Annotated in this window: 25 protein-coding genes; 15 read left to right on the top strand and 10 right to left on the bottom strand. The window is 37.3% G+C overall.

What is annotated here, in order from left to right:
• Positions 1–62: 62 nt before the first annotated feature.
• From ACTJKN_RS24620 to yajC, 4 genes are all read left to right on the top strand, one after another.
• Positions 63–1,151: a Glu/Leu/Phe/Val family dehydrogenase gene (locus ACTJKN_RS24620; protein WP_086547119.1), complete on the top strand. Its 1,089-nt coding sequence runs from the start codon at positions 63–65 to the stop codon at positions 1,149–1,151.
• A 50-nt stretch (positions 1,152–1,201) separates the two neighbouring features.
• Positions 1,202–2,152 (top strand): transcription antitermination factor NusB, encoded by a 951-nt coding sequence (gene nusB / locus ACTJKN_RS24615; protein WP_440828302.1) that lies wholly within the window; start codon positions 1,202–1,204, stop codon positions 2,150–2,152.
• A gap of 2 nt (positions 2,153–2,154) precedes the next feature.
• Positions 2,155–2,613 (top strand): DUF1573 domain-containing protein, encoded by a 459-nt coding sequence (locus ACTJKN_RS24610; protein WP_440828301.1) that lies wholly within the window; start codon positions 2,155–2,157, stop codon positions 2,611–2,613.
• Positions 2,614–2,681: 68 nt separating this feature from the next.
• On the top strand, positions 2,682–3,002 hold the full coding sequence (gene yajC, locus ACTJKN_RS24605; protein WP_440828300.1) for a preprotein translocase subunit YajC: 321 nt from the start codon (positions 2,682–2,684) through the stop codon (positions 3,000–3,002).
• Positions 3,003–3,054: 52 nt separating this feature from the next.
• Here yajC and ACTJKN_RS24600 read toward each other — a convergent pair whose 3' ends face one another.
• Entirely contained in the window at positions 3,055–4,008 is a 954-nt protein-coding gene (locus tag ACTJKN_RS24600) for an energy transducer TonB (protein WP_440828299.1), read from the bottom strand.
• 172 nt (positions 4,009–4,180) lie between these two features.
• Here ACTJKN_RS24600 and ACTJKN_RS24595 point away from each other — a divergent pair, with 172 nt between their 5' ends.
• From ACTJKN_RS24595 to ACTJKN_RS24580, 4 genes are all read left to right on the top strand, one after another.
• Positions 4,181–5,128: a CdaR family protein gene (locus ACTJKN_RS24595; protein ID WP_440828298.1), complete on the top strand. Its 948-nt coding sequence runs from the start codon at positions 4,181–4,183 to the stop codon at positions 5,126–5,128.
• The gene (coaE, locus tag ACTJKN_RS24590) at positions 5,128–5,745 is read left to right on the top strand and encodes a dephospho-CoA kinase (protein WP_440828297.1); all 618 of its coding nucleotides are present in this window, start codon (positions 5,128–5,130) and stop codon (positions 5,743–5,745) included. The genes ACTJKN_RS24595 and coaE overlap by 1 nt, the downstream gene beginning before the upstream one ends.
• A gap of 42 nt (positions 5,746–5,787) precedes the next feature.
• A complete protein-coding gene (locus tag ACTJKN_RS24585) occupies positions 5,788–6,732 on the top strand; it encodes an exonuclease (RefSeq protein ID WP_440828296.1) in 945 nt (314 codons plus the stop codon).
• A 132-nt stretch (positions 6,733–6,864) separates the two neighbouring features.
• Positions 6,865–7,011, top strand: coding sequence for a DUF5522 domain-containing protein (locus tag ACTJKN_RS24580; RefSeq protein ID WP_440828295.1), 147 nt, complete (start codon positions 6,865–6,867; stop codon positions 7,009–7,011).
• Between the two features lie 45 nt (positions 7,012–7,056).
• Here the strand turns inward: ACTJKN_RS24580 and ACTJKN_RS24575 are convergent, their stop codons facing one another.
• The 6 genes from ACTJKN_RS24575 to ACTJKN_RS24550 form a co-directional block, all read right to left on the bottom strand.
• Positions 7,057–7,668, bottom strand: coding sequence for a Uma2 family endonuclease (locus ACTJKN_RS24575; RefSeq protein WP_440828294.1), 612 nt, complete (start codon positions 7,666–7,668; stop codon positions 7,057–7,059).
• Positions 7,669–7,737: 69 nt separating this feature from the next.
• Positions 7,738–8,343 carry a Uma2 family endonuclease gene (locus ACTJKN_RS24570; protein ID WP_440828293.1) on the bottom strand — a complete coding sequence of 202 codons (606 nt, stop codon included), beginning with the start codon at positions 8,341–8,343 and terminating at the stop codon, positions 7,738–7,740.
• Positions 8,344–8,413: 70 nt separating this feature from the next.
• The gene (locus ACTJKN_RS24565) at positions 8,414–9,019 is read right to left on the bottom strand and encodes a Uma2 family endonuclease (protein ID WP_440828292.1); all 606 of its coding nucleotides are present in this window, start codon (positions 9,017–9,019) and stop codon (positions 8,414–8,416) included.
• Positions 9,020–9,156: 137 nt separating this feature from the next.
• Positions 9,157–9,873 (bottom strand): ZIP family metal transporter, encoded by a 717-nt coding sequence (locus ACTJKN_RS24560; RefSeq protein WP_215132493.1) that lies wholly within the window; start codon positions 9,871–9,873, stop codon positions 9,157–9,159.
• 3 nt (positions 9,874–9,876) lie between these two features.
• On the bottom strand, positions 9,877–10,440 hold the full coding sequence (locus ACTJKN_RS24555; protein ID WP_440828291.1) for a phosphatase PAP2 family protein: 564 nt from the start codon (positions 10,438–10,440) through the stop codon (positions 9,877–9,879).
• Positions 10,437–11,168, bottom strand: a complete 732-nt coding sequence (locus ACTJKN_RS24550; RefSeq protein ID WP_440828290.1) for a class I SAM-dependent methyltransferase — start codon at positions 11,166–11,168, stop codon at positions 10,437–10,439. Before ACTJKN_RS24550 ends, ACTJKN_RS24555 begins: the two co-directional genes overlap by 4 nt.
• A 272-nt stretch (positions 11,169–11,440) precedes the next feature.
• Between ACTJKN_RS24550 and glmM the strand changes: the two genes are divergently transcribed.
• From glmM to ACTJKN_RS24520, 6 genes are all read left to right on the top strand, one after another.
• On the top strand, positions 11,441–12,826 hold the full coding sequence (glmM, locus tag ACTJKN_RS24545) for a phosphoglucosamine mutase (RefSeq protein WP_440828289.1): 1,386 nt from the start codon (positions 11,441–11,443) through the stop codon (positions 12,824–12,826).
• Positions 12,827–12,958: 132 nt separating this feature from the next.
• Positions 12,959–14,107 (top strand): cysteine desulfurase family protein, encoded by a 1,149-nt coding sequence (locus ACTJKN_RS24540; protein WP_029275998.1) that lies wholly within the window; start codon positions 12,959–12,961, stop codon positions 14,105–14,107.
• 1,279 nt (positions 14,108–15,386) lie between these two features.
• Positions 15,387–15,590, top strand: a complete 204-nt coding sequence (locus ACTJKN_RS24535) for a hypothetical protein (protein WP_440828288.1) — start codon at positions 15,387–15,389, stop codon at positions 15,588–15,590.
• An 80-nt stretch (positions 15,591–15,670) separates the two neighbouring features.
• Positions 15,671–16,570, top strand: coding sequence for an MBL fold metallo-hydrolase (locus ACTJKN_RS24530; protein ID WP_440828287.1), 900 nt, complete (start codon positions 15,671–15,673; stop codon positions 16,568–16,570).
• Positions 16,571–16,884: 314 nt separating this feature from the next.
• A complete protein-coding gene (locus ACTJKN_RS24525; protein ID WP_440828286.1) occupies positions 16,885–18,204 on the top strand; it encodes a cytochrome ubiquinol oxidase subunit I in 1,320 nt (439 codons plus the stop codon).
• Between the two features lie 109 nt (positions 18,205–18,313).
• Positions 18,314–19,318 (top strand): cytochrome d ubiquinol oxidase subunit II, encoded by a 1,005-nt coding sequence (locus ACTJKN_RS24520; RefSeq protein ID WP_440828381.1) that lies wholly within the window; start codon positions 18,314–18,316, stop codon positions 19,316–19,318.
• Between the two features lie 302 nt (positions 19,319–19,620).
• On the opposite strand, the gene ACTJKN_RS24515 is transcribed toward ACTJKN_RS24520, so the two are convergent.
• The gene (locus ACTJKN_RS24515) at positions 19,621–21,168 is read right to left on the bottom strand and encodes a M20/M25/M40 family metallo-hydrolase (protein ID WP_440828285.1); all 1,548 of its coding nucleotides are present in this window, start codon (positions 21,166–21,168) and stop codon (positions 19,621–19,623) included.
• 273 nt (positions 21,169–21,441) lie between these two features.
• Between ACTJKN_RS24515 and ACTJKN_RS24510 the strand changes: the two genes are divergently transcribed.
• A complete protein-coding gene (locus tag ACTJKN_RS24510) occupies positions 21,442–21,957 on the top strand; it encodes a hypothetical protein (protein ID WP_440828284.1) in 516 nt (171 codons plus the stop codon).
• Between the two features lie 97 nt (positions 21,958–22,054).
• Here ACTJKN_RS24510 and ACTJKN_RS24505 read toward each other — a convergent pair whose 3' ends face one another.
• Positions 22,055–22,519, bottom strand: coding sequence for a YciI family protein (locus tag ACTJKN_RS24505; protein WP_440828283.1), 465 nt, complete (start codon positions 22,517–22,519; stop codon positions 22,055–22,057).
• Between the two features lie 299 nt (positions 22,520–22,818).
• Positions 22,819–23,664, bottom strand: coding sequence for an acetyl-CoA carboxylase, carboxyltransferase subunit beta (accD, locus tag ACTJKN_RS24500; RefSeq protein ID WP_057933455.1), 846 nt, complete (start codon positions 23,662–23,664; stop codon positions 22,819–22,821).
• Positions 23,665–23,780: the final 116 nt, after the last annotated feature.

Here is a 23,780-nt window from a genome sequence, read left to right as displayed (position 1 = left end):
TTAAATACGTGTAATAATGGTTTTTTATTTTAATTTTGCACCAGGTTAGCCGAACGTTCAATATGCCAGCAAATTCTCCGTCAGATTTTTCAATTTTAGATCAATTAAGTGCCTATGGCCACAAAAAATTGGTTTTTTGCAATGATCCAGATACAGGTTTAAAAGCAATTATTGCTATACACGATACCACATTAGGGCCTGCTTTAGGCGGAACACGCATGTGGAGTTATAGCACAGAAGGCGAAGCTTTAGAAGATGCACTGCGTTTATCGCGTGGAATGACTTACAAGGCAGCGATAACCGGATTGAACCTGGGTGGTGGAAAAGGCGTAATTATTGGCGATTCCAGGAAAGATAAAACAGAAACTTTAATGCGCAGCTACGGCAGGTTTATTAAAAACCTAAATGGCGAATTCATTACAGCAGAAGAAATGGGTACCAATACACGCGATATGGAATATATCCGTATGGAAACCAATTATGTTACTGGCGTTCCCGAATCAATTGGTGGTGCTGGTAATCCGGCTCCTTTTACAGCGCAAGGTGTTTATTTAGGCATTAAAGCAAGTGTTAAAGAGGTTTTCGGTACAGATATGCTTGCTGGTAGAACCATTGTAGTACAAGGTATCGGAAATGTTGGTGAGCATTTGGTTGCACTGTTAAGAAAAGAAAACGCCGAAGTTTTGATTAGTGATATTAACCAGGAGCAATTAACCTATGTTGCCCGAAAGTATAAAGCAAAACCGATCGAAGCCGATAAAATTTTTACAACAGATGCCGATGTTTATGCCCCATGTGCAATGGGCGCTACGGTGAACAACAAAACTATCGAAAAAATGAAGTTTGCAATTATTGCAGGTTCAGCAAACAATCAGTTAAAAGATGAGGTTTTAGATAGCGAATTACTTTTGAAGAAAGGGATTTTATTTGCACCTGATTATTTAATTAATGCCGGTGGATTAATTTCTTGTTATTCTGAGTTAACGGGTTTTGGTAAAAAACGCACTGTACAGCTTACAGAGAATATTTACGATGCTACACGCAGTGTAATTAAGTTAAGCAAAACCGAAAATATATCAACAAATATTGCTGCAAACCGCATTGCCGAGAAACGGATTGCAGATGTTAAAAAAATTAAATCGTCATATTAAATCATAATTATTAAAACAGGTTTTAAAAAACCGCACTCGTTCTTACATTCATGTTAAACAGAAGGCACTTAAGAATCAAAGCTTTGCAAAATATTTTTGCTTGGCACATGGCAGACAAAAAAGACATTAAAGGTGATTTGAAAACTTTAATGCAGAGCATCGATAGCGTGTACGAAATGTACATCTGGATGTTATCTTTAATGGTAGAAGTTACCGAATTTACTGCTAACGACGCCGCAGAGCGCGCAAATAAGTTTATCAAAACCGCAGAGGATATTAATCCCAACATGAAATTGCTACACAATAAGTTTAGCGTTTTAATGCAGCAGAATCCCGAGTACGTTTCTGCAGTTAAAAAATATAAAGTAGACTGGGGTTTCGATCCGGAAATCCGTAAAACAGTTTACAATTCCTTAAAAGCATCAAAAGAATATGCCGATTATCTTGCCGATCCAAACGAAAGTTTAGAGTCATCAAAGGATATTATCAAATACATTTTCAGAAAAATCATCTTAAAAAACCAGGCCATTTTACAGGTTTTCGAAGAGAAATTTATCAACTGGCAGGTAGATCATGAAGTGATGAAAGGTATGGTGGCCAAAACCTTGAAAAACTTTACTTTTGACGATCCTTTTAAAAACAAACTGACCGAAATCAGTGCCGATTGGGTTGAAGATAGCAAATTTGTTCAGGATCTTTTTGTACACACTTTGCAGAACGATGCAAAATACCAGGAAATGATTGCCGATAGAACCAAAAACTGGGAATCGGAGCGTATTGCATTAATGGATACAATTCTAATGAAAATGGCCATTTGCGAATTGTTAAACTTTCCATCTATTCCGGTTAAAGTAACCATCAACGAATATTTAGAGTTATCAAAAGATTACAGTACACCGAAGAGTAATTCATTTATTAACGGTATTTTAGACAAAATTTTAGGCGATCTTAAGAAAAACAATACCATTAAAAAGATTGGCCGCGGATTAATCGAAGATTAAAAATGAAAAGAACATTTATCTTGGCTATTGCTGTACTTTCATTTGCAGCATGTCGTAATGCAAATAATCAAACCAGCGAAACCGCCACAACTGTTTCAGTTGGCAACGATACTTCAAAAACAGCTAAAGTTGCTCCGGCAGATGCGCCTGTTATTGTTTTCGAACGCGATATTTTCGATTTCGGTAAAATAACACAGGGTGAGAAGGTTAAGCACGATTTCAAACTTAAAAATACAGGTAAGAGTCCGCTGATTGTTTCAAATGCAACAGCAACATGTGGCTGTACTGTTCCTCAGGTACCAGGCGAACCTATTTTACCAGGTAAGGAAGGGGTAATTAGCGTAGTTTTTAGTAGCGAAGGTAAAATGGGGATGCAAGATAAGGTAGTAACCGTTACGTCAAATGCAAATCCAACAGTAACTACTGTTCATTTGGTAGGAGAGGTACTTGCTAAAAAATAAATTGGTTCGATTGTTTATGGCAATAATCCATAATGATCAAAATTCACAAAAACACAAATAAATAAGAAATGATATCAACAGTAATATTACAAGCAGCAGCAGGTAGTAGTAACATGCTAACTACAATCCTACCAATGGTACTCATCATGGTAGTTTTCTACTTTTTCATGATCCGCCCGCAAGTTAAAAAAGCTAAAGACCATAAAAAATTGGTTGCAGAATTGAAAAAAGGAGATAAAATCGTAACTACCGCAGGTATTCACGGTCGTATTGCCGATATGAATGAAACAACTTTTTTAATTGAGGTAGAAGGTGGTGTAAAGATCCGTTTCGATAAATCAGCAGTTTCTTTAGATGCAACTAAAGCAGTTGTAGCGCCTAAAGCTTAATCCTTAAAAAGGAAAATATGAAAAAAAGCCACCCAATGGGTGGCTTTTTTGTTTAGCGCTGCGCAAGGTTTATATTGATGTTGTATTTTACCCGAACAGGCATACCATGTTGTTTGCCTGGATTCCATTTAGGACATTCATTTAAAACCCTAATCGCCTCCTCCTGCGTGCCATAACCAAGGTCGTTCTTAAACGATAAATCTGTTAATGACCCATCTTTTTCTACAACAAACGTAACATATAATTTCCCGCTAATGCGGTTTCTTAAGGCATCTGCAGGGTATTTGTAATTTCTGCCCAAGTACTTGTAGAATTCTGCCATTCCTCCCTTAAACTCAGGCTGTGTTCCTATTTTATCGTAGGTTATCTGTTTTCCATCAGGTAATGTAGTCGTACCTGATTTAAATATTCCATTGTCGTAAATTTCTTCATAACTAGCTTTGTTTGCTGTTCCTTTCCAGATCCCATCCTTATAGCCATCGCGATAATTTCCTTCTTCTAGCTCACCTTTTTTGTCAGTTTTCTTAAACAACCCATTACCATCCTTGATAAATTGATTGCCTAACGAATCTATTCCGGTTATCCATCTTTTTTGCTCCTTTGTAAAAAAATTAGTTTTTCCATCCCATTCATTATATTGGTATACATTTTTAAGCTTTCCATTATCATAGTAGTAAATACATTCACCATTTAAAGCCCCCTTTTTAAAATTTACCTTCGAGGTAAGGATTCCTTGTTTATTATAACTTTGCATTATCCCCTCATAAACCAAATTGGGTTCGAATTTTGAAACAGTAGCAACCGTTTTCTCTTTATTATCTGGGTAGAATTCCAATAAGCTGTATAACGATGGGGTATCGGTTTCTTGAATTACCCGCCGATAATCGTAATCACTTTTGTTTTCGGTAAGCATACCTTTCTTGAAATAAGAAACGGTTGTTCTTTTTTGAGCAATGGCATTAATAAATAGCGTTAATGTGATGAGCGTTAAAATAATTTTTTTCATAGCTGGTTTTTATTATGGACTACGAATATAGTTATCTGAACATAATCTCAAGAATTCGCTTCATTAATTTATCATTAACATATAAGTTTTTGAGCAGCTATTAAGTTTTGTTACATTTGATGCTATTGTTGTAATTGGAAAAAATCCTTACATCATTTTATTTAGATTTTATATGCCCTTCATTAGGTTAACGAAGATTGAAAAAAGACGCGTATTTAGCTTACTGGCCTGTTTGCTGCTGGCTATAGCTGCATGGCTTTTTATGGCATTAAACAACAAGTATATTTATGTAGCAAAAACCGTTTTGGTTTTTAAAAATACACCTACCAAAAGAGCATTTTATCCCTTACAGTCTGATACCATAGATTTACAGGTTGAAGGCACCGGTTGGCAATTGCTTTTTGCCCGTTTACGGATCAGTCCACCTTCTGTTTCGGTTAATTTAAGTCAGCTCAATACCAAAGATTTTATTGTTTTTTCCGATCAGCTTTTCAATATCAACAGACAGCTAGAAAGTACCCAAAAGGTAATTTCTGTTAAACCCGATACCCTGTATTTCGATTTCACCAAACGGGTAGTGAAAAAAGTTCCTGTAAAACTGATCGATAAACTGAGCTTTGAAAAGCAGTATGGCATTGCTAGTGAGGTTATTCTCAACCCAAAATATGTTAAAGTGGCCGGACCTATAGAAGAGCTGGCCAAAATAAAATTCTGGCCTACCGATACGCTTAAGCAGGATAAAATACAGACCAGCAGCACTACAAGGGTGGCTTTACAGCACAGTATCCATAAAAATGTTAGCATTTATCCTTCATCTGTAGAGGTTAGATTACCTGTTGATGAGTTTACGGAGAAGACTATCGAAGTGCCATTAAAAATCACAAACAATAGGAATTACAACAATCTTAAACTCTATCCTAAAAAAGTTAAAGTTACGTTTTTAGTCGCGCTAAGCAATTACGATCAGGTTGACGAAAGTTTTATTACCGCTACCATTGATGTAGACGAATGGCAAATTTTAAAGCACCGTCAGTTAACGGTGAAGATAACTGAATTTCCTGATTATTGTAAACTGGTAAGCGTAATGCCTTCCAAAATAGATTTTGTAGTAGAAAAATAATGTATAAAGTAGGTATAACAGGTGGTATTGGCAGTGGTAAAACAACGGCTTGCAAAGTTTTTGAGGTATTGGGGATTCCTGTGTTTTATGCTGATACTGCTGCTAAAGAAATCATGTGCAAAGATGCTTTGTTGGTAGAAGGAATTAAATCTACTTTCGGGAAAGAAAGTTATTTCGACGATGGAAGCCTAAATAACAAGCATATCGCTGGCATTGTTTTTAATAACGAAGAAGAGCTTGCAAAATTAAATGCATTGGTTCACCCTGCAGTTTTTAGGGCATTTGATGCCTGGGAAGCAACCATCCCTGCCAATACGCCATATACCTTAAAAGAGGCTGCATTGTTGTTCGAAAGTGGCTCTTATAAAATGTGTGATACCAATATTCTGGTTACTGCTCCTTACGAAATCAAAGTGAAGCGGGTAATGCTGCGAGATGGGGTAACAGCAGAGCAGGTTAATGCACGTATGGATAAACAGTTGAGCGACGAAGAAAAATCGAAAATGGCCAACCATTTTATCATAAATGATGAGCAAGAATCTATAATTGAACAGGTTTTAGCTTTACACCAAGAATTTCTTAAGACGGCCAAAGAATTTAAGAATGGCAAGGCTTAATCAACTTAAATCATAACATCCTTAAATCCTTTCATCCTGATCATGATTTTAGAAGATTTTATTACCATTACACCAACAGGCTTGTATTGTGTTTACGGCGATTTTTACCTCGATCCACAACAGCCGGTTAAAGAAGCGGTGGTTTCGCATGCCCATGGCGATCATGCTATTGGTGGAAGCCAGAATGTGTACTGTACTGCTGCTACCGCAACTTTTATGAAACACCGCTACCGCAAATTTGCCGCGGTCGATTTTTTTACCAAAAATTATCACGAATCATTCAAGATAAAAGAGGTTACGATTACTTTCTATTCTGCAGGACATATTTTGGGCTCTGCACAGGTTTTAATGGAGTATAAAGGCATAAAATACCTTTATACTGGCGATTATAAGATTGAACCAGATAATACCTGTGAAGCTTTCGAATTTGTTGAAGCAGATGTGTTGATTACGGAAAGTACCTTTGCTAATCCAGAAACCAAACATCCTTCACCAATTGATGAAATTAAAAAACTGAACGAAACCAATGCGAATATCATGCTTGGTTCTTATGCATTAGGTAAAAGCCAACGGATTATCCAACTGCTCAATGCACATTGCCCTACGAAGAACATTATGGTTCACCACAGTATTATGCCATTTGTTAAAATCTACGAAGATTACGGAATGAAAGTAGGGCATTACAAAATGTACGATAGAAAGGTGATGAAAAACAATCAAGAGCACCAGGTTTATATTGTGCCGCCAATGGTTTTTCACAGTTACCATAAGGCTATTAATGTAGTACGCGCCTTTGCCTCTGGATGGAAGAACCTGCAACAACAAAACGGGATTTCACTCTATATTTCTGACCACGCTGATTGGGATGCAATTTTAGAAACCATAGAAAAAGTTAAACCAAAACAAGTATGGACTTTACATGGTGATGGTAAACAGCTTAAAGATTTTTTTAGAGATAAACTTGAGGTTAAAATACTTAATGGATAAAAAAATGATTGAATGATAGCGTTAGAGAATGATTGAATGAGGCGATAAAGAAAAGACGATTAATAACATTCTCTCATTTAATATTCAATTATTCTATAATTCACTCATTCAAAATCCTGTCATTCAATAATTATGTTAAAAGAAGGTGAAGATTTTTACTTTAACGAAGGTGGGCTAATGGTTTTTACAGAAGCCTACCATTTAAAACGTGGTTATTGCTGCAAGAATAAATGTAAGCATTGCCCATGGGGTTATGGGAAGAAGAAAGAGAAAAAGTAACAGTTGGTAGTTGGCAATTTTCAGTTTACATTTCTCAATTTTTGTCTACAAACATTCCTCCTTATTAAAGCGAACATGATCATAAATATTGCTTAGCGCTATATCAAAACCCATAGAAACAAGAGTTAGTCTGTCAGATATCTCCTTGTGTTGATTGAGCACCCAGTTTTTTTCTTCATTAATGTAATAAGCTTCAACCGAAATAGATTCTGAATCGATCATAATGTATTCTTTTAATAATGGAATATCTTTATACAGGTTAAATTTTTTACCCCTGTCATAATTTTTGGTTGAAGGTGACAGGATTTCAATTATTACAGTTGGTAAAATTGAGGTGTCTTCATCAACATCACTATGTATTAATCCATTACAATAAATCGATATGTCAGGATAGGTAAACAAAGTATTCTCAGGAATATTCATTCGTTTATCACTTCCATATGGCCTGCATGAGTTGCCTTTTAGCTTGTTTCCAATTTCAATAAAAATATTGCTAAAAATCTCGTTATGATTATCACCAGCGTCAGACATTGCAAATATCTCGCCCTGAAAATACTCATGCTTCACTGTTGATGCTTTTTCCATCTCCAGGTATTCTTCAATAGTATAATGCCTTTTTTGGTAAGCTATAGCAGGTTCGTTTACAATTTCGTCCATATATAAATTTATTGAATTTTGTTCGAAAGGTTAATGGTTTAAATTGCCCAATTGAAATTGCAAGCGGAATCACATTGCAGCGTTAAAGGGAACATGGTTATAAATATCGGTTAAGGCTACGCCGAATCCCATCGAAACCAGATTTAGCATATCAGAAATCTCTTCGTGTTTATTGAGTACCCAGTTTTTTTCTTCATTAATGTAATAAGCTTCAACCAAAATAGATTCTGAATCGATCATAATGTATTCTTTTAATGAAGGAATATCTTTATACAGGTTAAATTTTTTCCCTCTATCATAATTTTTGGTTGAAGGAGACAAGATTTCGATAATCACAGTTGGTAAAATTGAGGTGTCTTCATCAACATCGCTATGTATTAATCCATTACAATAAATCGATATGTCAGGATGGGTAAACAAAGTATTCTCAGGAATATTCATTCGTTTATCACTTCCATACGGCCTGCAGAGTTTGCCTTTAAGTTTTTGAACTATTTCTCCGAAAACATTGCTAAAAATCTCGTTATGATTATCACTAGCGCCAGACATTGCAAATACCTCCCCTTGGAAATACTCGTGCTTTACTGTTGATGCTTTTTCCATCTCCAGATATTCTTTAACAGTATAACTTCTTTTTTGATAAGCTACAGCTGGTTCATTTACAATTTCGTCCATATATAAATTTATTGAATTTTGTCCGAAAGGTTAATTGTTTAAAATTGCCCAATTGAAATTGCAAACGGAATCACATTGCAGTGTTAAAGGAAACATGGTTATAAATATCGGTTAAGGCTACGCCGAATCCCATCGAAATAAGATTTAGTGTACCAGAAATCTCTTCATGTTTGTTGAGTACCCAATGCTGTTCATCATTAATATAATAAGCCTCTACCAATACAGAACCTGAATCAATCATAACGTATTCTTTTAATGATGGAATATCTTTGTACAGGTTAAATTTTTTCCCTTTGTCGTAATTTTTGGTTGATGGAGATAGGATTTCGATGATTACTGTTGGTTGCAGAATAGTGCTTTCATCCTCGCTTAAATGTTTAATTTCGTTACAGTAAATAGAAATATCCGGATAAGTAAATAATGTATTTTCTGGGATATTCATTCGCATATCACTTCCAAAAGGAATGCATTTTGAACCTTTTAATTTAAAGAAAAGTGGACCGAAAACATTTGAAAATATAAGATTATGATTAAAGGTCGCACCAGACATTGCAAATACCTCACCTTGAAAATACTCATGCTTCACTGTTGATGCTTTTTCCATCTCCAGGTATTCTTCAATGGTATAACGCCTTTTTTGATAGGCTACAGCAGGTTCGTTTACAATCTCATCCATATACTAATTTACAGATGTTTTGTCGTAAAGGTCAAAACTATAAACGATTAAACGTTTAAAACGGCTATTAATTGGTTAATCGATCAACCGTTTAAATCGGTTAATTGCAAACTGCCAACAAAAAACTGCCAATTGAGTTAATGCCCTGCAAAGAAACCAATCAATGCTACACCAATCCCCAATAAAACGGCAATCATTTTGCGGGTATTGATTTTATGATCGGCACTCGATTCGAATAAGATGGTGGTAGAAATATGTAAGAAAATACCAATTACAATACCCATAATTTTATTGAAATACGCATCAATGCCGCCAATAGTGCCATTGCTTAAGCCAACACTTACATAAAAGCCCAAAGGTGCCATGATGGCAAATACAATCAGATAAAATATAATACTGCTTTTCTTATAATGGTTTTGCATTAATATGCTGGCCAGTGCAAAAGCAGCTGGAATGTGGTGTAGCGAAATTCCGAAAATCAGCTCATTGTGCTGTTCTTTTGCTAATGGCATCCCCTCTAAAAAAGCATGCAGACACAAACTGATCATAATCCCAAAGGGAAAAACATGTCCGTCGTGATGTTTATGGATGTGCCCGTGTTCTACACCTTCTGAAAATTGCTCCAGGAAGATCTGTAATAAAAAACCAATCAGGATGAAAACACCAATCTGCCATTTGTCGGGTCCGCTGTAAGCGTCAGGAATTAAATGTAAAACTGTAATGGCAAATAAATAAGCCCCGCTGAAAGACAAAATCAGTTTCAGTAGTTTAGATTTATCGCTCTTTACTAAAAATATAGCTGTCCCACCTAAAAAGGCACAGAAAAAGAGTACGCAGAGTTTCCAGATTTCCATAAGTTAAAAATCAGGTTGTAATTTTTTAAATATTCTAGAACAAAGAATTCCTATAGTAATGCCCAGTAAAGCACCACTAGTTACGTCAACAGGATAATGAACACCAACATATACCTGCGCAAAACTGATGATAAACGCCCAGAAAATGCCAATAGGCAAAATAGGTTTCCACCGGCTATACAAAATGCAGATTAAAAAAATGGCAATCGCAAAGTGATTAGTGGCATGTGCAGACGGAAAGCTCAGTCCACTTCCACAGGGAACACGGTGGATAATATCGTTCGCCAAACTTAAATCATTACAGGGCCTAACCCGGGCTACCCAAGGCTTCACTACTCTCGATGCAATTAAATCGCCCATGGCGAAGGTAAAGAGAACCATACCGATAATGTAATAACCTTGTTTTTTATACTGTTTAATACAAAAAACAACAATAAAAAGGTAAAGGGGCGACCAAAAGAAACGGTTACGCATTAAAGGCATCAACCAATCAAAAAAGCTGTTTGAAAGCCCACGGTGGATTTTCAAGAACAATTCTACGTCAAATTGTTGTATGCTTTCTATCATGCTTTTTTACAGATTAAAATTAACCGGTCTGAACTGTTTTCCTCAAAATTTTCTAGGCCATAACTGCCAAAAGTTTTTTCGATAACCATCCCAGCCTTGGTAAGCATGCGCTGAAAATCCCCGAAACTAAATGCCTGCACCCGTTCTTCAAAATTGTATACCTTTTGTTTGTCTTCGAAATTTATCTTTTTGATAATTTTTCCGTCGACCACATTTTTGGTGATATTAAAAGTTATGCCATCGAGCGATTTTGTTTCGCAATGATTTAAGTTGCGGATAATTTTTTCGGTGTTAAAATAATCGAGTACCAAAATCCCCTCAGCTGTTAAGCATTTTCGAAAGGTTTTAAGTGCATTTACATGGTCTTTTTCGGTATCGAAATAGCCAAAACTGGTAAACAGATTCAAGGCCACATCAAAGTAGTTGATGTAAAATAACCTGCGCATATCGTGTACTAGAAAGTGCAATTTGTCGTTTTCGAATTGCTTGGCGTATTTTATGCTTTGTTCTGAAAGGTCTATTCCGGTAACATCAAAGCCCTTTTTGTTTAAATAGATTGAATGTCGGCCTTTGCCACAGGCAATATCCAACATTTTAGCATCGGTCCTCGGGTGTAAAAACTCCGTAAGTTTATCGATGAAAAATTCGGCTTCAGCATCATTTCGTTGTTGATAAAGAATATGATAATATGGCGAATTAAACCAATATTGAAACCACTTGCGTTGCATATAAAAGCCGTTTGTATCTTAAAAAGATGCAAATATAAGGTTTTACAGTCGCTAGTAAAGTTAGAATGTACTTTTATGCAATAAAGTTGCAAGAATATTATGAATACAGTATTCAATTAAACACACGTTTGTTTTTGGCCATAGTCTCAATTCTGGAAAATTGATCGTGCAAATAGATATAAAAGCAATGTAAATTAAAGTGCACAAACACTCCTAAATAGCGGCTATCTTGTTTTTTTTCTTATTTTTGAGCCTCAATTAAATTATATACAGTGACTTTAATAAAATCAATTTCAGGAATACGAGGAACCATTGGCGGAAGAGCTGGAGACGGCTTAACCCCATTTGATATTGTGAAATTTACAGCTGCCTTTGGTAGCTGGGTGGTACAAAAAACAGGCAATAAAAGAATAGTTTTAGGTCGCGATGCCCGTATTTCGGGTGAGATGGTGAATAACCTGGTTATTGGAACTTTACAAGGCTTAGGTATTGAGGTAATCGATTTAGGTTTATCTACTACACCAACTGTAGAAGTAGCCGTACCCGATGAAAATGCGGGGGGCGGTATCATTTTAACCGCAAGCCATAACCCAAAACAATGGAATGCCTTAAAATTATTAAATGCCAGTGGTGAATTTATTAGCGATGCTGACGGAAAAGAAGTTTTAGATTTGGCAGAAAGCGCTGATTTTGATTTTGCTGATGTAGATAAGTTAGGTAAAGTAATTAAAAATGATACTTATCTTCAAAAACACATTGATAAAGTTTTAGCATTACCGTTAGTTGATGTTGAAGCGATAAAAAAAGCCGATTTTAAAGTCGTAATCGACTGTGTAAATTCAACCGGCGGTATTTTTATCCCTGCGCTGTTAAAAGCTTTGGGGGTGAGTAAGGTAATAGAGTTATATTGTACACCAGACGGGCATTTTCCGCACAACCCTGAACCGCTTCCTGAAAATTTAACCGAAATATCGAAAGAAGTTCAGAAACAAAATGCCGATTTAGGGATTGTTGTTGATCCGGATGTTGACCGTTTATGTTTTGTAAACGAAGATGGGAGCATGTTCGGAGAAGAATATACTTTGGTTGCTGTTGCCGATTATGTATTGAAGAATACACCAGGAAACACAGTTTCGAACCTTTCATCAACACGTGCATTACGCGATGTGACCGAAAAAGCAGGAGCAGAATACAATGCATCAGCAGTAGGAGAGGTGAATGTAGTGAACAAAATGAAGGCAACAAATGCCATTATTGGTGGCGAAGGAAACGGTGGAATTATCTATCCTGAATCGCATTATGGAAGAGACGCCTTGGTTGGCATTGCCTTATTCTTAACACATTTAGCTAAATTTGGCAAATCGATCTCAGTATTAAGAGCCAGTTATCCGCAATACCACATTTCTAAAAACAAAATTACCCTTACGCCAGAAATGGATATTGATAATCTGTTGAAACAGGTAGAAGAGAAGTATAAAAATCAGCCATACAGTACAATTGATGGTTTGAAGATAGAATTTGATAAAACTTGGGTACATTTGCGCCGTTCTAACACTGAACCGATCATCAGGATTTACAGTGAAGCAGAAAATGAAACTATTGCCGAGAATTTAGCAAATAAGATTATTTCTGATATTAAAGAAATACTACACCTTTAATCCCAAAAGGATTTCAGGATTAAGCATACCTGTTCAGGGTTTAATAAAGCAATTAAACCCTGAACATTTTAAACGGAGATGGCCACTAGCAAGGTATCTTTGCAATACACTAACTATTAAATATTCGTAGAAATGAAAAGGGTCTATTTAGATAATGCGGCCACAACGCCTTTAGATGCAGCAGTAATCGCAGAAATGACAAACGTGATGGAAAACTACTTTGGTAATCCATCTGCCATTCATGCGCTTGGGCGTGAGGTGAGAACGCTGGTAGAAAAAGCCCGTAAAACCGTTTCTGGTTTGTTAAATGCATCTCCATCCGAAGTGTTTTTTACTTCGGGAGGTACTGAAGCCGATAATACGGCCATCCGTTGCGGAATTTCAGCTTATGGAATTAAACATGCCATTACTTCGAAAATAGAACATCATGCTGTTGAGCATACTTTAAATACAATGCTTAAAAATGGCGAGATCGATAAATTAAGTTTCGTTAATATTGACGAAAAAGGAAATATCGACTACAATCATTTAGAAGAACTGCTTCAAAATAATGAACGTACTTTTGTTTCGTTAATGCATGCCAATAACGAATTGGGAACACTAACCGATATGGTTAAAGTTGGCGATATCTGCGAGAAATACAATGCTATTTACCATGCCGATACTGTTCAAACCATGGGGCATTACCCACATAACGTACGTGAGCTTAAAGCACATTTTATTGTTTGCGCAGCACACAAGCTCCACGGACCTAAAGGTGTTGGCTTTTTATATGTAAACAGTAATATTAAAATTCCACCGATGATCTATGGTGGGGCACAAGAGCGTAACATGCGTGGTGGCACCGAAAATGTATATGGTATTGTTGGCTTAGCTAAAGCTTTAGAAATTGCTTATGCCGAAATGGATCAGCATCAGGCCTATATTCAGGGCTTAAAAGATTACCTGAAAGCACAGTTAATCGCCGAAATCCCGGGTATTGCTTTTAATGGTGAAACCGATGCCGATAAAAGTTTATATACTGTACTGAATGTATCATTCCCAGAGATGGATATGGCTGATATGTTGTTATTTAATTTAGACATCAATGGTATCTGTGCTTCTGGTGGCAGTGCCTGCTCTTCGGGTTCGAATATTGGTTCGCATGTGTTAAACGGTATTAATGCCGATCCAAACCGTCCTTCGGTGCGGTTCTCATTTAGCAAATACACTACAAAGGAAGAGTTAGATTATGTAATTGAAAAAGTTAAAATGGTAGTAAAGCAAAATGCTTTAGCTTAAAATATCATTAACCAAATAGGAGCGTCCCGGTGAGAATCGGGACTTTTTTTGTGCGATAAACATAGTTTGATTTCCATTTTTTGGAAAAGCAAAGACAGCATTTCATTTTAAAGTTAGCCCTGCTTTCCGTTTCAAGTCCTCGCTGCACTGTGGGCTTTTACACTCCAATCAGGTTTACATACAGGCGTCGGTGCTGCTATTTAAGGTTATAGCATACGCAAAAAGAAGAATTAATTTTATAAAACAAATCTCTGCACCCCTGCAGCCCAAAATAATATCATAGGCTGCGCCACCTAAACCTGATCGGAACGAACATCCCGATTCTTCATCGGGGATAAAGTGAAGAGCAGGACTGTACTTGCCTAAAACCACTGTACCTGATTTCCGAAATGAAAAAAAATGAAAAATCACGTTTGAATAGTTACGGCTTTGGTGAGGCAAAAAAACTCTTGCAAAACTCAAAAATAAAACTTATATTTAATTAAGATAAAGGCAATCCACGCCATTTTAATGTTGTTCCAGAACGAAACCTTATCAAATTCCCCGTGGTATAAGGTTAAGCAAATTTTAAATAGCTTTTTTACAATTGCATAGAGTAGCTGAAAAAAGCATTCTGATTAAAATTGTTAACCCTGAAAACTAACCATGTTTTCAACAATCTATATCGTCATGGAAAAGAGCCAAAACAATCAAAATCTAGAGAACGCAAAGCAGGAAGAAAAATTAAATGAAGAAAGGAAACACATTTACAAGTTTATCCTTAATCCATTTTCGTTTGAATCTTCAAACCATTTCAACAAAATCCATAAAAGAAGATTTCATTCTTTCGGCTGCATTCACGAATTGGGAAAACTTCCAGGAGCAATGTTGTAATTTGCTAAAAGTGAGCATGTTTAGTTAATACTATTGGTTTTTCTAAGGAGAGGCTATTTAATTCTTTGTGTTATGAGATATGCTTTGGTTTAAAGCGCAACAACCAATAAGATTATGTTATGCCGCATTTCATGAGGTTAAACGTGGACTTTTAAGCTAAGTGTTTTTTTGCAACGGAAACACGAAAGACACAGAATTTTTTTCTCGTTTGTCATTCTTAGCGAAGTTGAAGAATCTCGATTCTTGATGCCGTGGTTGGTGACACACCAATCAATAGACAAATCCTATCGGGAGTTTGGTGAGCAACCAAATATAGATTTAATATACATAAACCCATTCCCAAAACAACTAAGCAAAAACAATCTTATTTTTCACTTGTTTCTTTAATACATCAATTTACAATAGTATGGAAACAAATAAGGAAAAAGGTAAAGTTGTTGAGAACGATTTGCTAGATAAAGAAGTAGAAGATGTGAGAGATCATGATTCTTTAGATGAAAATAAATCATCGAAAATAACCACCAATCTTTTTAACAAAGAGGATAAACGGAAAAATAATCCATTAGGGCCAGGACACGAACCCGGACCAACACCAGGTTCAGGAATATAATTGGTCGGAATATAATTTACGAACAAAATGACTAAATTTAAACCACAGCAATTGCTGTGGTTTTTTAGCTAAATCCCAAAATGGAAAGAAGAAATTTTATCAAAAATTCGGCATTGGCCATGGCCTTGCTTTCAGTTTATAAAACAGATGTTTTTGCACGGCAATCGCTAATGCGTGCTTACAACTTTAAACCATTACGCAATAATGTGGGGATATTTACCGAACAGGGCGGTACAATAGGATGGTTAAATTCGAGCAATGGTTTCGTTGTTGTAGATGCCCAGTTCCCAACTTCTGCGCCACATGTGATTGAAGAATTAAAAAAATTAGGCGAAAAACCTTTCAAATACCTGATTAATACACATCATCATGGCGACCATACCGCTGGCAATATCTCCTTTAAAGGGTTGGCCGAAAAAGTTGTGGCACATCAAAATTCCTTAGTTAACCAGAAAAGAGGGGCGGAGAAAGCAAATAATTTAGACAAACAGCTATTGCCTGACACTACTTTTGGAACAAAATGGACTGCAAAAGTAGGGGATGAGAACATAAAAGCTTATTATTATGGCTCTGGTCATACCAATGGCGATGCCGTTTATCATTTTGAACATGCAAATATTGCGCATGTAGGCGATTTGGTATTCAATCGTAAGTTTCCTTACATTGATCGGGAAAACGGCGCACACATCGGCAATTGGATTACTGCATTAGATAAAATTTTAACTCAATTTGATAACGATACCCTGTTTATCTGGGGGCATAGCCTGGATCCTGAAAAAGTAACCGGAAACAAAGCAGATGTTAAAGCTTTTCAAAATTACCTGCAGAACCTTTTAACTTTTGTGAGCGGAGAAATCAAAGCAGGAAAAAGCAAAGAAGACATTCTAAAAGCAAGCTCAATTCCAAATGCAACAGAATGGAAGGGAGAGGGGATTCAAAGGAGTTTAGGTGCTGCTTATGACGAGCTGAAAGGGGTTTAGAAGATTTTCGTCATTGCGAGAAGGCTTTTTCAGCCGACGAAGCAATCTCATAAGCGGTGATTATTATCTTGTCCTAATTTATTAGGAAAGAACTTTTTTGCTGTTAATTTTTGAGCGCATTAATCCATGGCTAATCCTTCGACTCCGCTCAGGATGACAAACAGCGATATTTAGTATTTATGTGTTAAGAGCAACCAAATCTTTTTTCAATTTATAAACGTTCTATATTTAAAATAATCCATTCAACATCATTGAATTACCATAGGCTTTAGTGTTTAACAACTATATTTGTTACAATTCAAAATCTACAGCTCATGGATGATTTTATCGCAGCCCGTTCCCAAATGGCCTTATCGTTAGGCTTCCACATCATTTTTTCCTGTATCGGCATGGTTATGCCTTTCTTTATGGCCGTATCGCATTATAAGTGGCTTAAAACAAACGATGAGGTATATAAAAATCTCACCAAGGCCTGGAGTAAAGGTGTAGCCATCTTCTTCGCTACTGGCGCGGTATCAGGCACCATGTTATCTTTCGAATTAGGCCTGCTCTGGCCAAAGTTTATGGATCATGCAGGACCAATCTTCGGGATGCCTTTTTCGCTGGAGGGAACAGCCTTTTTTATCGAAGCAATAGCCCTCGGCTTTTTCTTGTATGGATGGAATAAGTTAAATAAATGGTTTCATTGGTTTACCGGGATGGTTGTAGGGGTAAGTGGTTTAGCCTCCGGAATTTTGGTGGTTGCCGCAAATGCATGGATGAACAGTCCGGCGGGTTTTGATTTTGTAAACGGACAATACCTGAATATCGATCCCATACAGGCCATGTTCAATAAAGCTTGGTTTAGTCAGGCATTGCACATGTGCTTGGCCGCATTTACCGCTACAGGCTTTGCAGTGGCAGGTGTACATGCCTTAATGATCTTGAGAAACCGAAATAAAGAATTTCATTTAAAAGCCTTTAAAATTGCAGCCACATTTGCTTGTATCGGTGCTTTATTGCAGCCTTTAAGTGGCGACATTTCGGCAAAAGATGTAGCCACAAGACAGCCTGCTAAACTTGCTGCAATGGAGGCATTGTACAAAACCGAAAAGCCTGCCCCACTGTTGATTGGCGGAATTGTGAACGAGAAAGATAAAACCGTGAAAGGTGCAATCGAAATTCCAGGTGCTTTAAGTTTTCTGGCGCATGGCGATTTCAGCGCTGAGGTAAAGGGTTTAGATCAGATTCCTGAAAATGAGCATCCTCCGGTAGCCATCACCCATTATGCTTTCCAGATTATGGTTGGAATTGGCACACTACTACTTTTAGTATCCTTAACTTATTTCTTCACTTTATTTAAAAAGAAACCTTTAACCGAGAAACGCTGGCTGTTGAAATTATTTGTTGTGGCCATTCCGCTTGGTTACATTGCTTTAGAGGCCGGCTGGGTAGTAACTGAGGTTGGTAGACAGCCGTGGATTATTTACGGCATTATGCGTACTAAGGATGCCGTTACGCCGATGCCGGGTATTGCCTATTCGTTTTATATCTTCTCGGCCATTTACGTTTCTTTAAGCCTAATTGTAACGTTTTTGCTTTATCGTCAGATTAAAATGGTTCCTGTGCTTTATAATAAACCAGAAAGAAAATAATTAATTAACCACAGATAAAAAGGATGAACACGGATGAAAGCTTGAGACTTGCAGTCGAATTATCAAAATCTGTGTTTATCTGTGCAAATCTGTGGTAAAAAAATAAATGATGGAACAAGTTGTAATTACATTTTTATGCATGGCCATTCTGCTCTACTTTTTATTGGGTGGGGCCGATTTTGGTGCAGGGATTATTGAACTGTTTACTTCAACAAAAAACAGGAGTAAAACCCGCAAAACGATGTATCAGGCCATTGGTCCTGTTTGGGAGGCAAACCATATGTGGTTAATTATTGCCATTGTAATCCTTTTTGTGGGTTTCCCGCATATTTATACCACCATGTCAGTTTATTTGCATATTCCATTGGCGATTATGCTCATCGGAATTATTGCACGGGGCACCGCCTTTGTATTCCGTCATTACGATGCCGTTAAAGATGATATGCAATGGTTTTATAACCGCATATTCAGGTATTCGAGTTTTTTAACGGCATTGTTTCTTGGCATTATTGCCGGAAGCCTGATTTCTGGCCATATCGATACGCAGGCGAACGATTTTTATACAGCTTATATTTCGGGTTGGTTGAATTGGTTTTCTGTTGCTGTGGGCTTATTTACGGTCGCGCTCTGCGGTTTTCTTGCCGCGATTTACCTCATAGGTGAAACAAAAGAAGCACATGATAAACGCCGTTTTATTAAAAAGGCGGAATTTATGAATGTGGCTGCGGTAGTTTTTGGTGCCATGGTGTTTATTGCTGCACAGCGTGATAAAATTCCCTTGACAGATTGGGTTTTTAAGAGCAATGTCGGTTTATCGGCTATTATTTTGGCCAGTTTATCTCTTGTGTTGTTATGGTACCTGCTAATTAAAGGTAAAACAAAAGTTTTACGCATTTTAGCTGGCTTTCAGGTGACGATGATCCTTTTGGCTATTAGCTACGCGCATTTTCCAAACTTTATCCGCTTAAAGAATGGTGATGCCATCTCACTTCTCGAAACCGCAGGACCTGAAAAAACCATTTATAGTTTAGGTTTAGCACTTTTATTAGGGAGTGTATTGATTCTGCCTTTTTTAGGGTATTTGTTTTATAAATTTCAGAAGAAAGAGGAATAGGCATATTTATATTGTGAGATCGTCATGCTGTCCCGAAGTTTCGGGATCAGCATCTTTCCGGCAATAAGACCCTGAAATAAATTCAGGGTGACGACCTCAAGAATAATTAACAGATGTCAATAAAAAGCGTCGTCATCTCGACTGGAACGCAGTGGAATGGAGAGATCTAGTTCGATAGATTTTGCTTTGCAGAATCTTCGCATTCTCGACTTCGTTGCGCTTAGCTCGAAATGACGATGTGTGTATAAAAAAAGAGCACCTGTTTCCAAATGCTCCTTAAAAAATTTATTCAAATCCTTTATCTACAAACCGCCTTTCCTATTCGATTTAGTCTGTACCGGCCAGGTTGCTGGCTTTCCGGTACGTTCGTTTACAGGTAAATCGGTTGCTTTTTCAGTTGAGGTTTTCTCAGGATCTTCGCAGGCCATATAAACCATAATGGCAGCTAAAATTACATTGCTTCTAATCTCGTCGAAAACCAACTTATCGTAACTGTCGCGGTTGGTGTGCCAGGTGTAAGTGCCATAATCCCAGCTGGTAGAGCTTAGGGAGTAACCCAATGCTCCGGCAGCAACAAAAGAAGCAAAGTCTGATCCTCCCGCACCAGGCGAGCCGGGAAAATTGGTTTTGATCTGATTTTTAATGGTATCTGGTACTGCAGCCAACCAACGGGTAATATAATCTTTCGATTTAGCAAAGCCTTGTCCGCCAATATTCACCACCCGGCCTGTACCGTTATCCTGGTTAAATAAAGCCTGAAGATTATTTACAATCTCCGGATGATCTTCTACAAAAGCCCTCGATCCATTTAAGCCCTGTTCTTCACTTCCCCAATGGCCAACCAAAATGGTACGTTTAGGGTTAGGATAGATTTTTTTTAGAATGCGCATGGCTTCCATCATTAAAATGGTACCAGAACCATTATCGGTGGCGCCGCTCGCGCCATCCCAAGAATCGAAATGTGCCGAAAGCATTACATATTCATTTGGTTTCTGTGTGCCTTTAATTTCGGCTATGGTATTAAAGGTTGGTACTACGCCCAGCTGCTTAGCATCTGCTTCGATTCTTAACTTAGGTTTATCGCCATTTAAAGCCAAGCGGTAAACCAAGCCGTAATCTTCAACGGATAAATCTAAAGTCGGGACCTTTTTCGTATTTGCACCAAAAATTTTGTCTACGCCAAAACCTTGCGACCAGTTATTGATCACTACTGCTACTGCACCTGCGTTTTCTATCGCTACAGGAAGTGTTTTTGCTGTTAAACCTGTTTTGGCTATGCTGGCTGCCCATGCTTTAGCGGCATCGGCTTTTTCTTTTTTAAATTTCTCGAACAGATCTTTGGTGGCAAATTCTTCCCAGTTTTTTTCTGGTCGGCCAGATAGTTGATTCATCGAAATCAATACGATTTTACCTTTTACACTTGGCAACCATTTTTGAAAAGATGCCGAATCTGTAATTTGCGGAAGAATAATCGCTTCTGCATTAATGGTTTTACCGTTTGTAGATGGGCTCCAAGCCAATTGCGTACCTTCTAAGGTCCTAACCCGCGGACTTATTAAATCGATGTGCGTAATACCTCTTTCCCAGCCGGCCCATTCGCCCCATTTTTCATTTTTGGCAGAGATCCCCCAATCGCTATATTTTTTTACGGCCCAATCATTGGCCTGTTTCATTTGTGGTGAACCAACTAAGCGTGGCCCTACAACATCTAAAAGTTCATGTGCGAGTTTCTCCAATTGAGCGTTTTCGTTCACTTCTTTAACAATATTGTCGATTATTTTTTTGTCTTGCGCAAATATGCAGGTTGATGTGCATAGCAATAGCGCTGAAAAGAGTAGTTTTTTATTCATAATTAGTTAGGGTTGATTATTTGATAAGCTAATTTATGAAATAAGGAGTAGGGTTGAAGGATGTTAATGGAAATGTTGCAGTAGATAGGATCGTCATTGTGAGAAGGCATTTCCAGCCGATGAAGCAATCTTTTACCCTTGGTTTGTAAGGGCTGAGGATATATAGTTGGGACAGGGATTGAGGTTGGTGAGCCATTAACCTTTGAAGAGGAATTCCTTAATTATATTAATATGTTTTTTGGCTATATTTCCATATTTTAAGCAAATTTATAAATGATGAAAAAAACGGTCTCTTTACTATTGTTGCTCCTAGTTGGACAATTTTCCTTCTCTCAACAGAATGTTATTGCAAATGCCAAGCGTACAGCACAATTGATGATAGATAATTATCTAAAAAAAGATTATGAAAACTATGTTAATTTTTTATACCCTACAGAAATTAAATATAGAGGTGGTAGAAATAAGTTTGTAACGCTGTTAAAATCTAACGATGAGCATAGTAAACTTATTAATATAAAAACGGTAAGTCAAAAAATAATAGGTATCTCAAAAGCTTATCATGCGGGAAAAGAACTTCATTGTGCTATTTCGGTAGAAAATAAAAGTAGTGGCGATGAGGGCTTAATGATTTTAAGGACAACATTACTTGCCATCAGTACTGATCAAGGTAAAACGTGGAAATTTATAACCACCGGAGATAAGACCCCGACTCAAGTGCATAAAATGGTGCCAAAATTTAATGAAGATCTGATGTGGGATGCAGGTTCTTTTAATATACTGAAGAAATAGCACAAAAACTGCTGACTAAACTAAAAGGTCAGATGGTAATATCTGACCTCACTATATTAACTTCTCCGTGCCTTCAGTGCTTCCGTGGCAAACAACCCTAAAAACTACTCTTTTGGATCTTATCGTGAAATGGCAGATACTCTGCTAGTGCGGCAGAGCCATACCAATTGTATAATTCTGGTTCCAATAATTTAGCTTTTATGGCTGGATCGCTTTCCAGTAGTTGTTTTGCCCCTTCGATCGATTTGGTATTTAAAACGAAAATGCCACGGTAATTTTTATCGTTTTTACCCATCGGGCCAGCAACTACGAGTTTTTGCATCTCGACCATTTTGCCCATGTTTGCCATGTGGCCTGCAAATAAACTATCTGTTTTGGCTTTGGTTTCTGTGGTATTCGTACCTGATTTCAGTATAACCAGAACATACATTTTCATGCCGTAGTTGTCGGCACCAAGCTTTTTGGCTAAGGCTTCATCGTAAGGGGCTTTGGCTTTTTTCTCCTGCGCTTGTATAGCGAGCGTAACGGTGATTAGAGAGATTAATAGGAATAACTTTTTCATTTTAGTTTATGGTTTGGTTAGTTTAAAATTAAGGAAAAATATGGTTATTTATTCCTATCATTAGAGGGGCTGCCCGCAGGGCGGGGTGGTGTTAATGCTTTGGGTGGGTTACCCCTAAAAAGAACCGCGAACACACACTAACTAAACCTGATTGAAGTGAAAAGCCCGAAGTGTAGCGAGGACTTGAAACGAAAAGCAGGACTGAATTAACCGATTTATTCAAGCCCTGCTTTTCTAAATATTATGATTTTTTTGATACTTAGACCAGTGAACTAATGGCTAATGAACTATTGAACCAACTAGTTGTTCATCATTTTAATAAAAGCGCCCAATTTAGCTTTCATGGCTCTTCTATCTACAATGAAATCGAGGAAACCGTGTTCAAGAACGAATTCTGATGTTTGAAAACCTTTCGGTAAATCTTTTTTAATGGTTTCTTTAATTACCCGCGGACCAGCAAAGCCGATCAGTGCACCTGGTTCTGCAATATTAATATCGCCTAACATGGCGTATGATGCAGTTACACCACCAGTAGTTGGATCGGTTAATAAAGAGATATATGGAACTTTAGCCTGACCTAATAAAGCGAGTTTGGCTGATGTTTTGGCCATTTGCATTAATGAAAATGCGGCTTCCATCATACGTGCACCACCTGATTTTGAAATCATCAGGAACGGAACTTTATGTTTAATGCTGTAATCGATCGATCTTGCAATTTTTTCGCCCACAACTGAACCCATCGAACCGCCGATAAAAGCAAAATCCATACAGGCAATTACGAGGTCTTGCCCTTCGATTTTACCAACACCGGCACGGATAGCATCTTTTAAGCCTGTTTTAGCCTGGCTTTCTTTAATTCTATCGGTGTAAGGTTTGTTATCGTTAAAATTTAAAGGATCGCCTGATGTTAAGTTAGGAAACAGCTCTTTAAACTCGTTATTATCAAATAAAACCTCGAAATATTCTTTTGAGCCTACTCTCAGGTGGTAATCGCAGTAATGACAAACGTATTTGTTTTCCTGAAGTTCTGCCTGATGTAGCGGTTTTTTACAATTTGGACATTTATTCCACAAACCATCTGGTGCTTCTTTTTTCTCTTCTGTTGTGGTAATGATACCTTTTTTTTCTCTCTTAAACCAAGCCATATAATTTTTTGAAGAATTGGATTGCAAAGAAACGAAAAATAAAATTAAGATAAAGAATTACCAATGATCAAATCGCAATGACCAATAATCAAATCACAATTATAAAACTCGCATGG

Source organism: Pedobacter sp. 22163 (genome assembly GCF_052045595.1).
Taxonomy (GTDB): domain Bacteria; phylum Bacteroidota; class Bacteroidia; order Sphingobacteriales; family Sphingobacteriaceae; genus Pedobacter.
The sequence above is the reverse complement of the archived record's forward strand: the minus strand, read 5'-3'. Positions and strand labels throughout refer to the sequence as shown.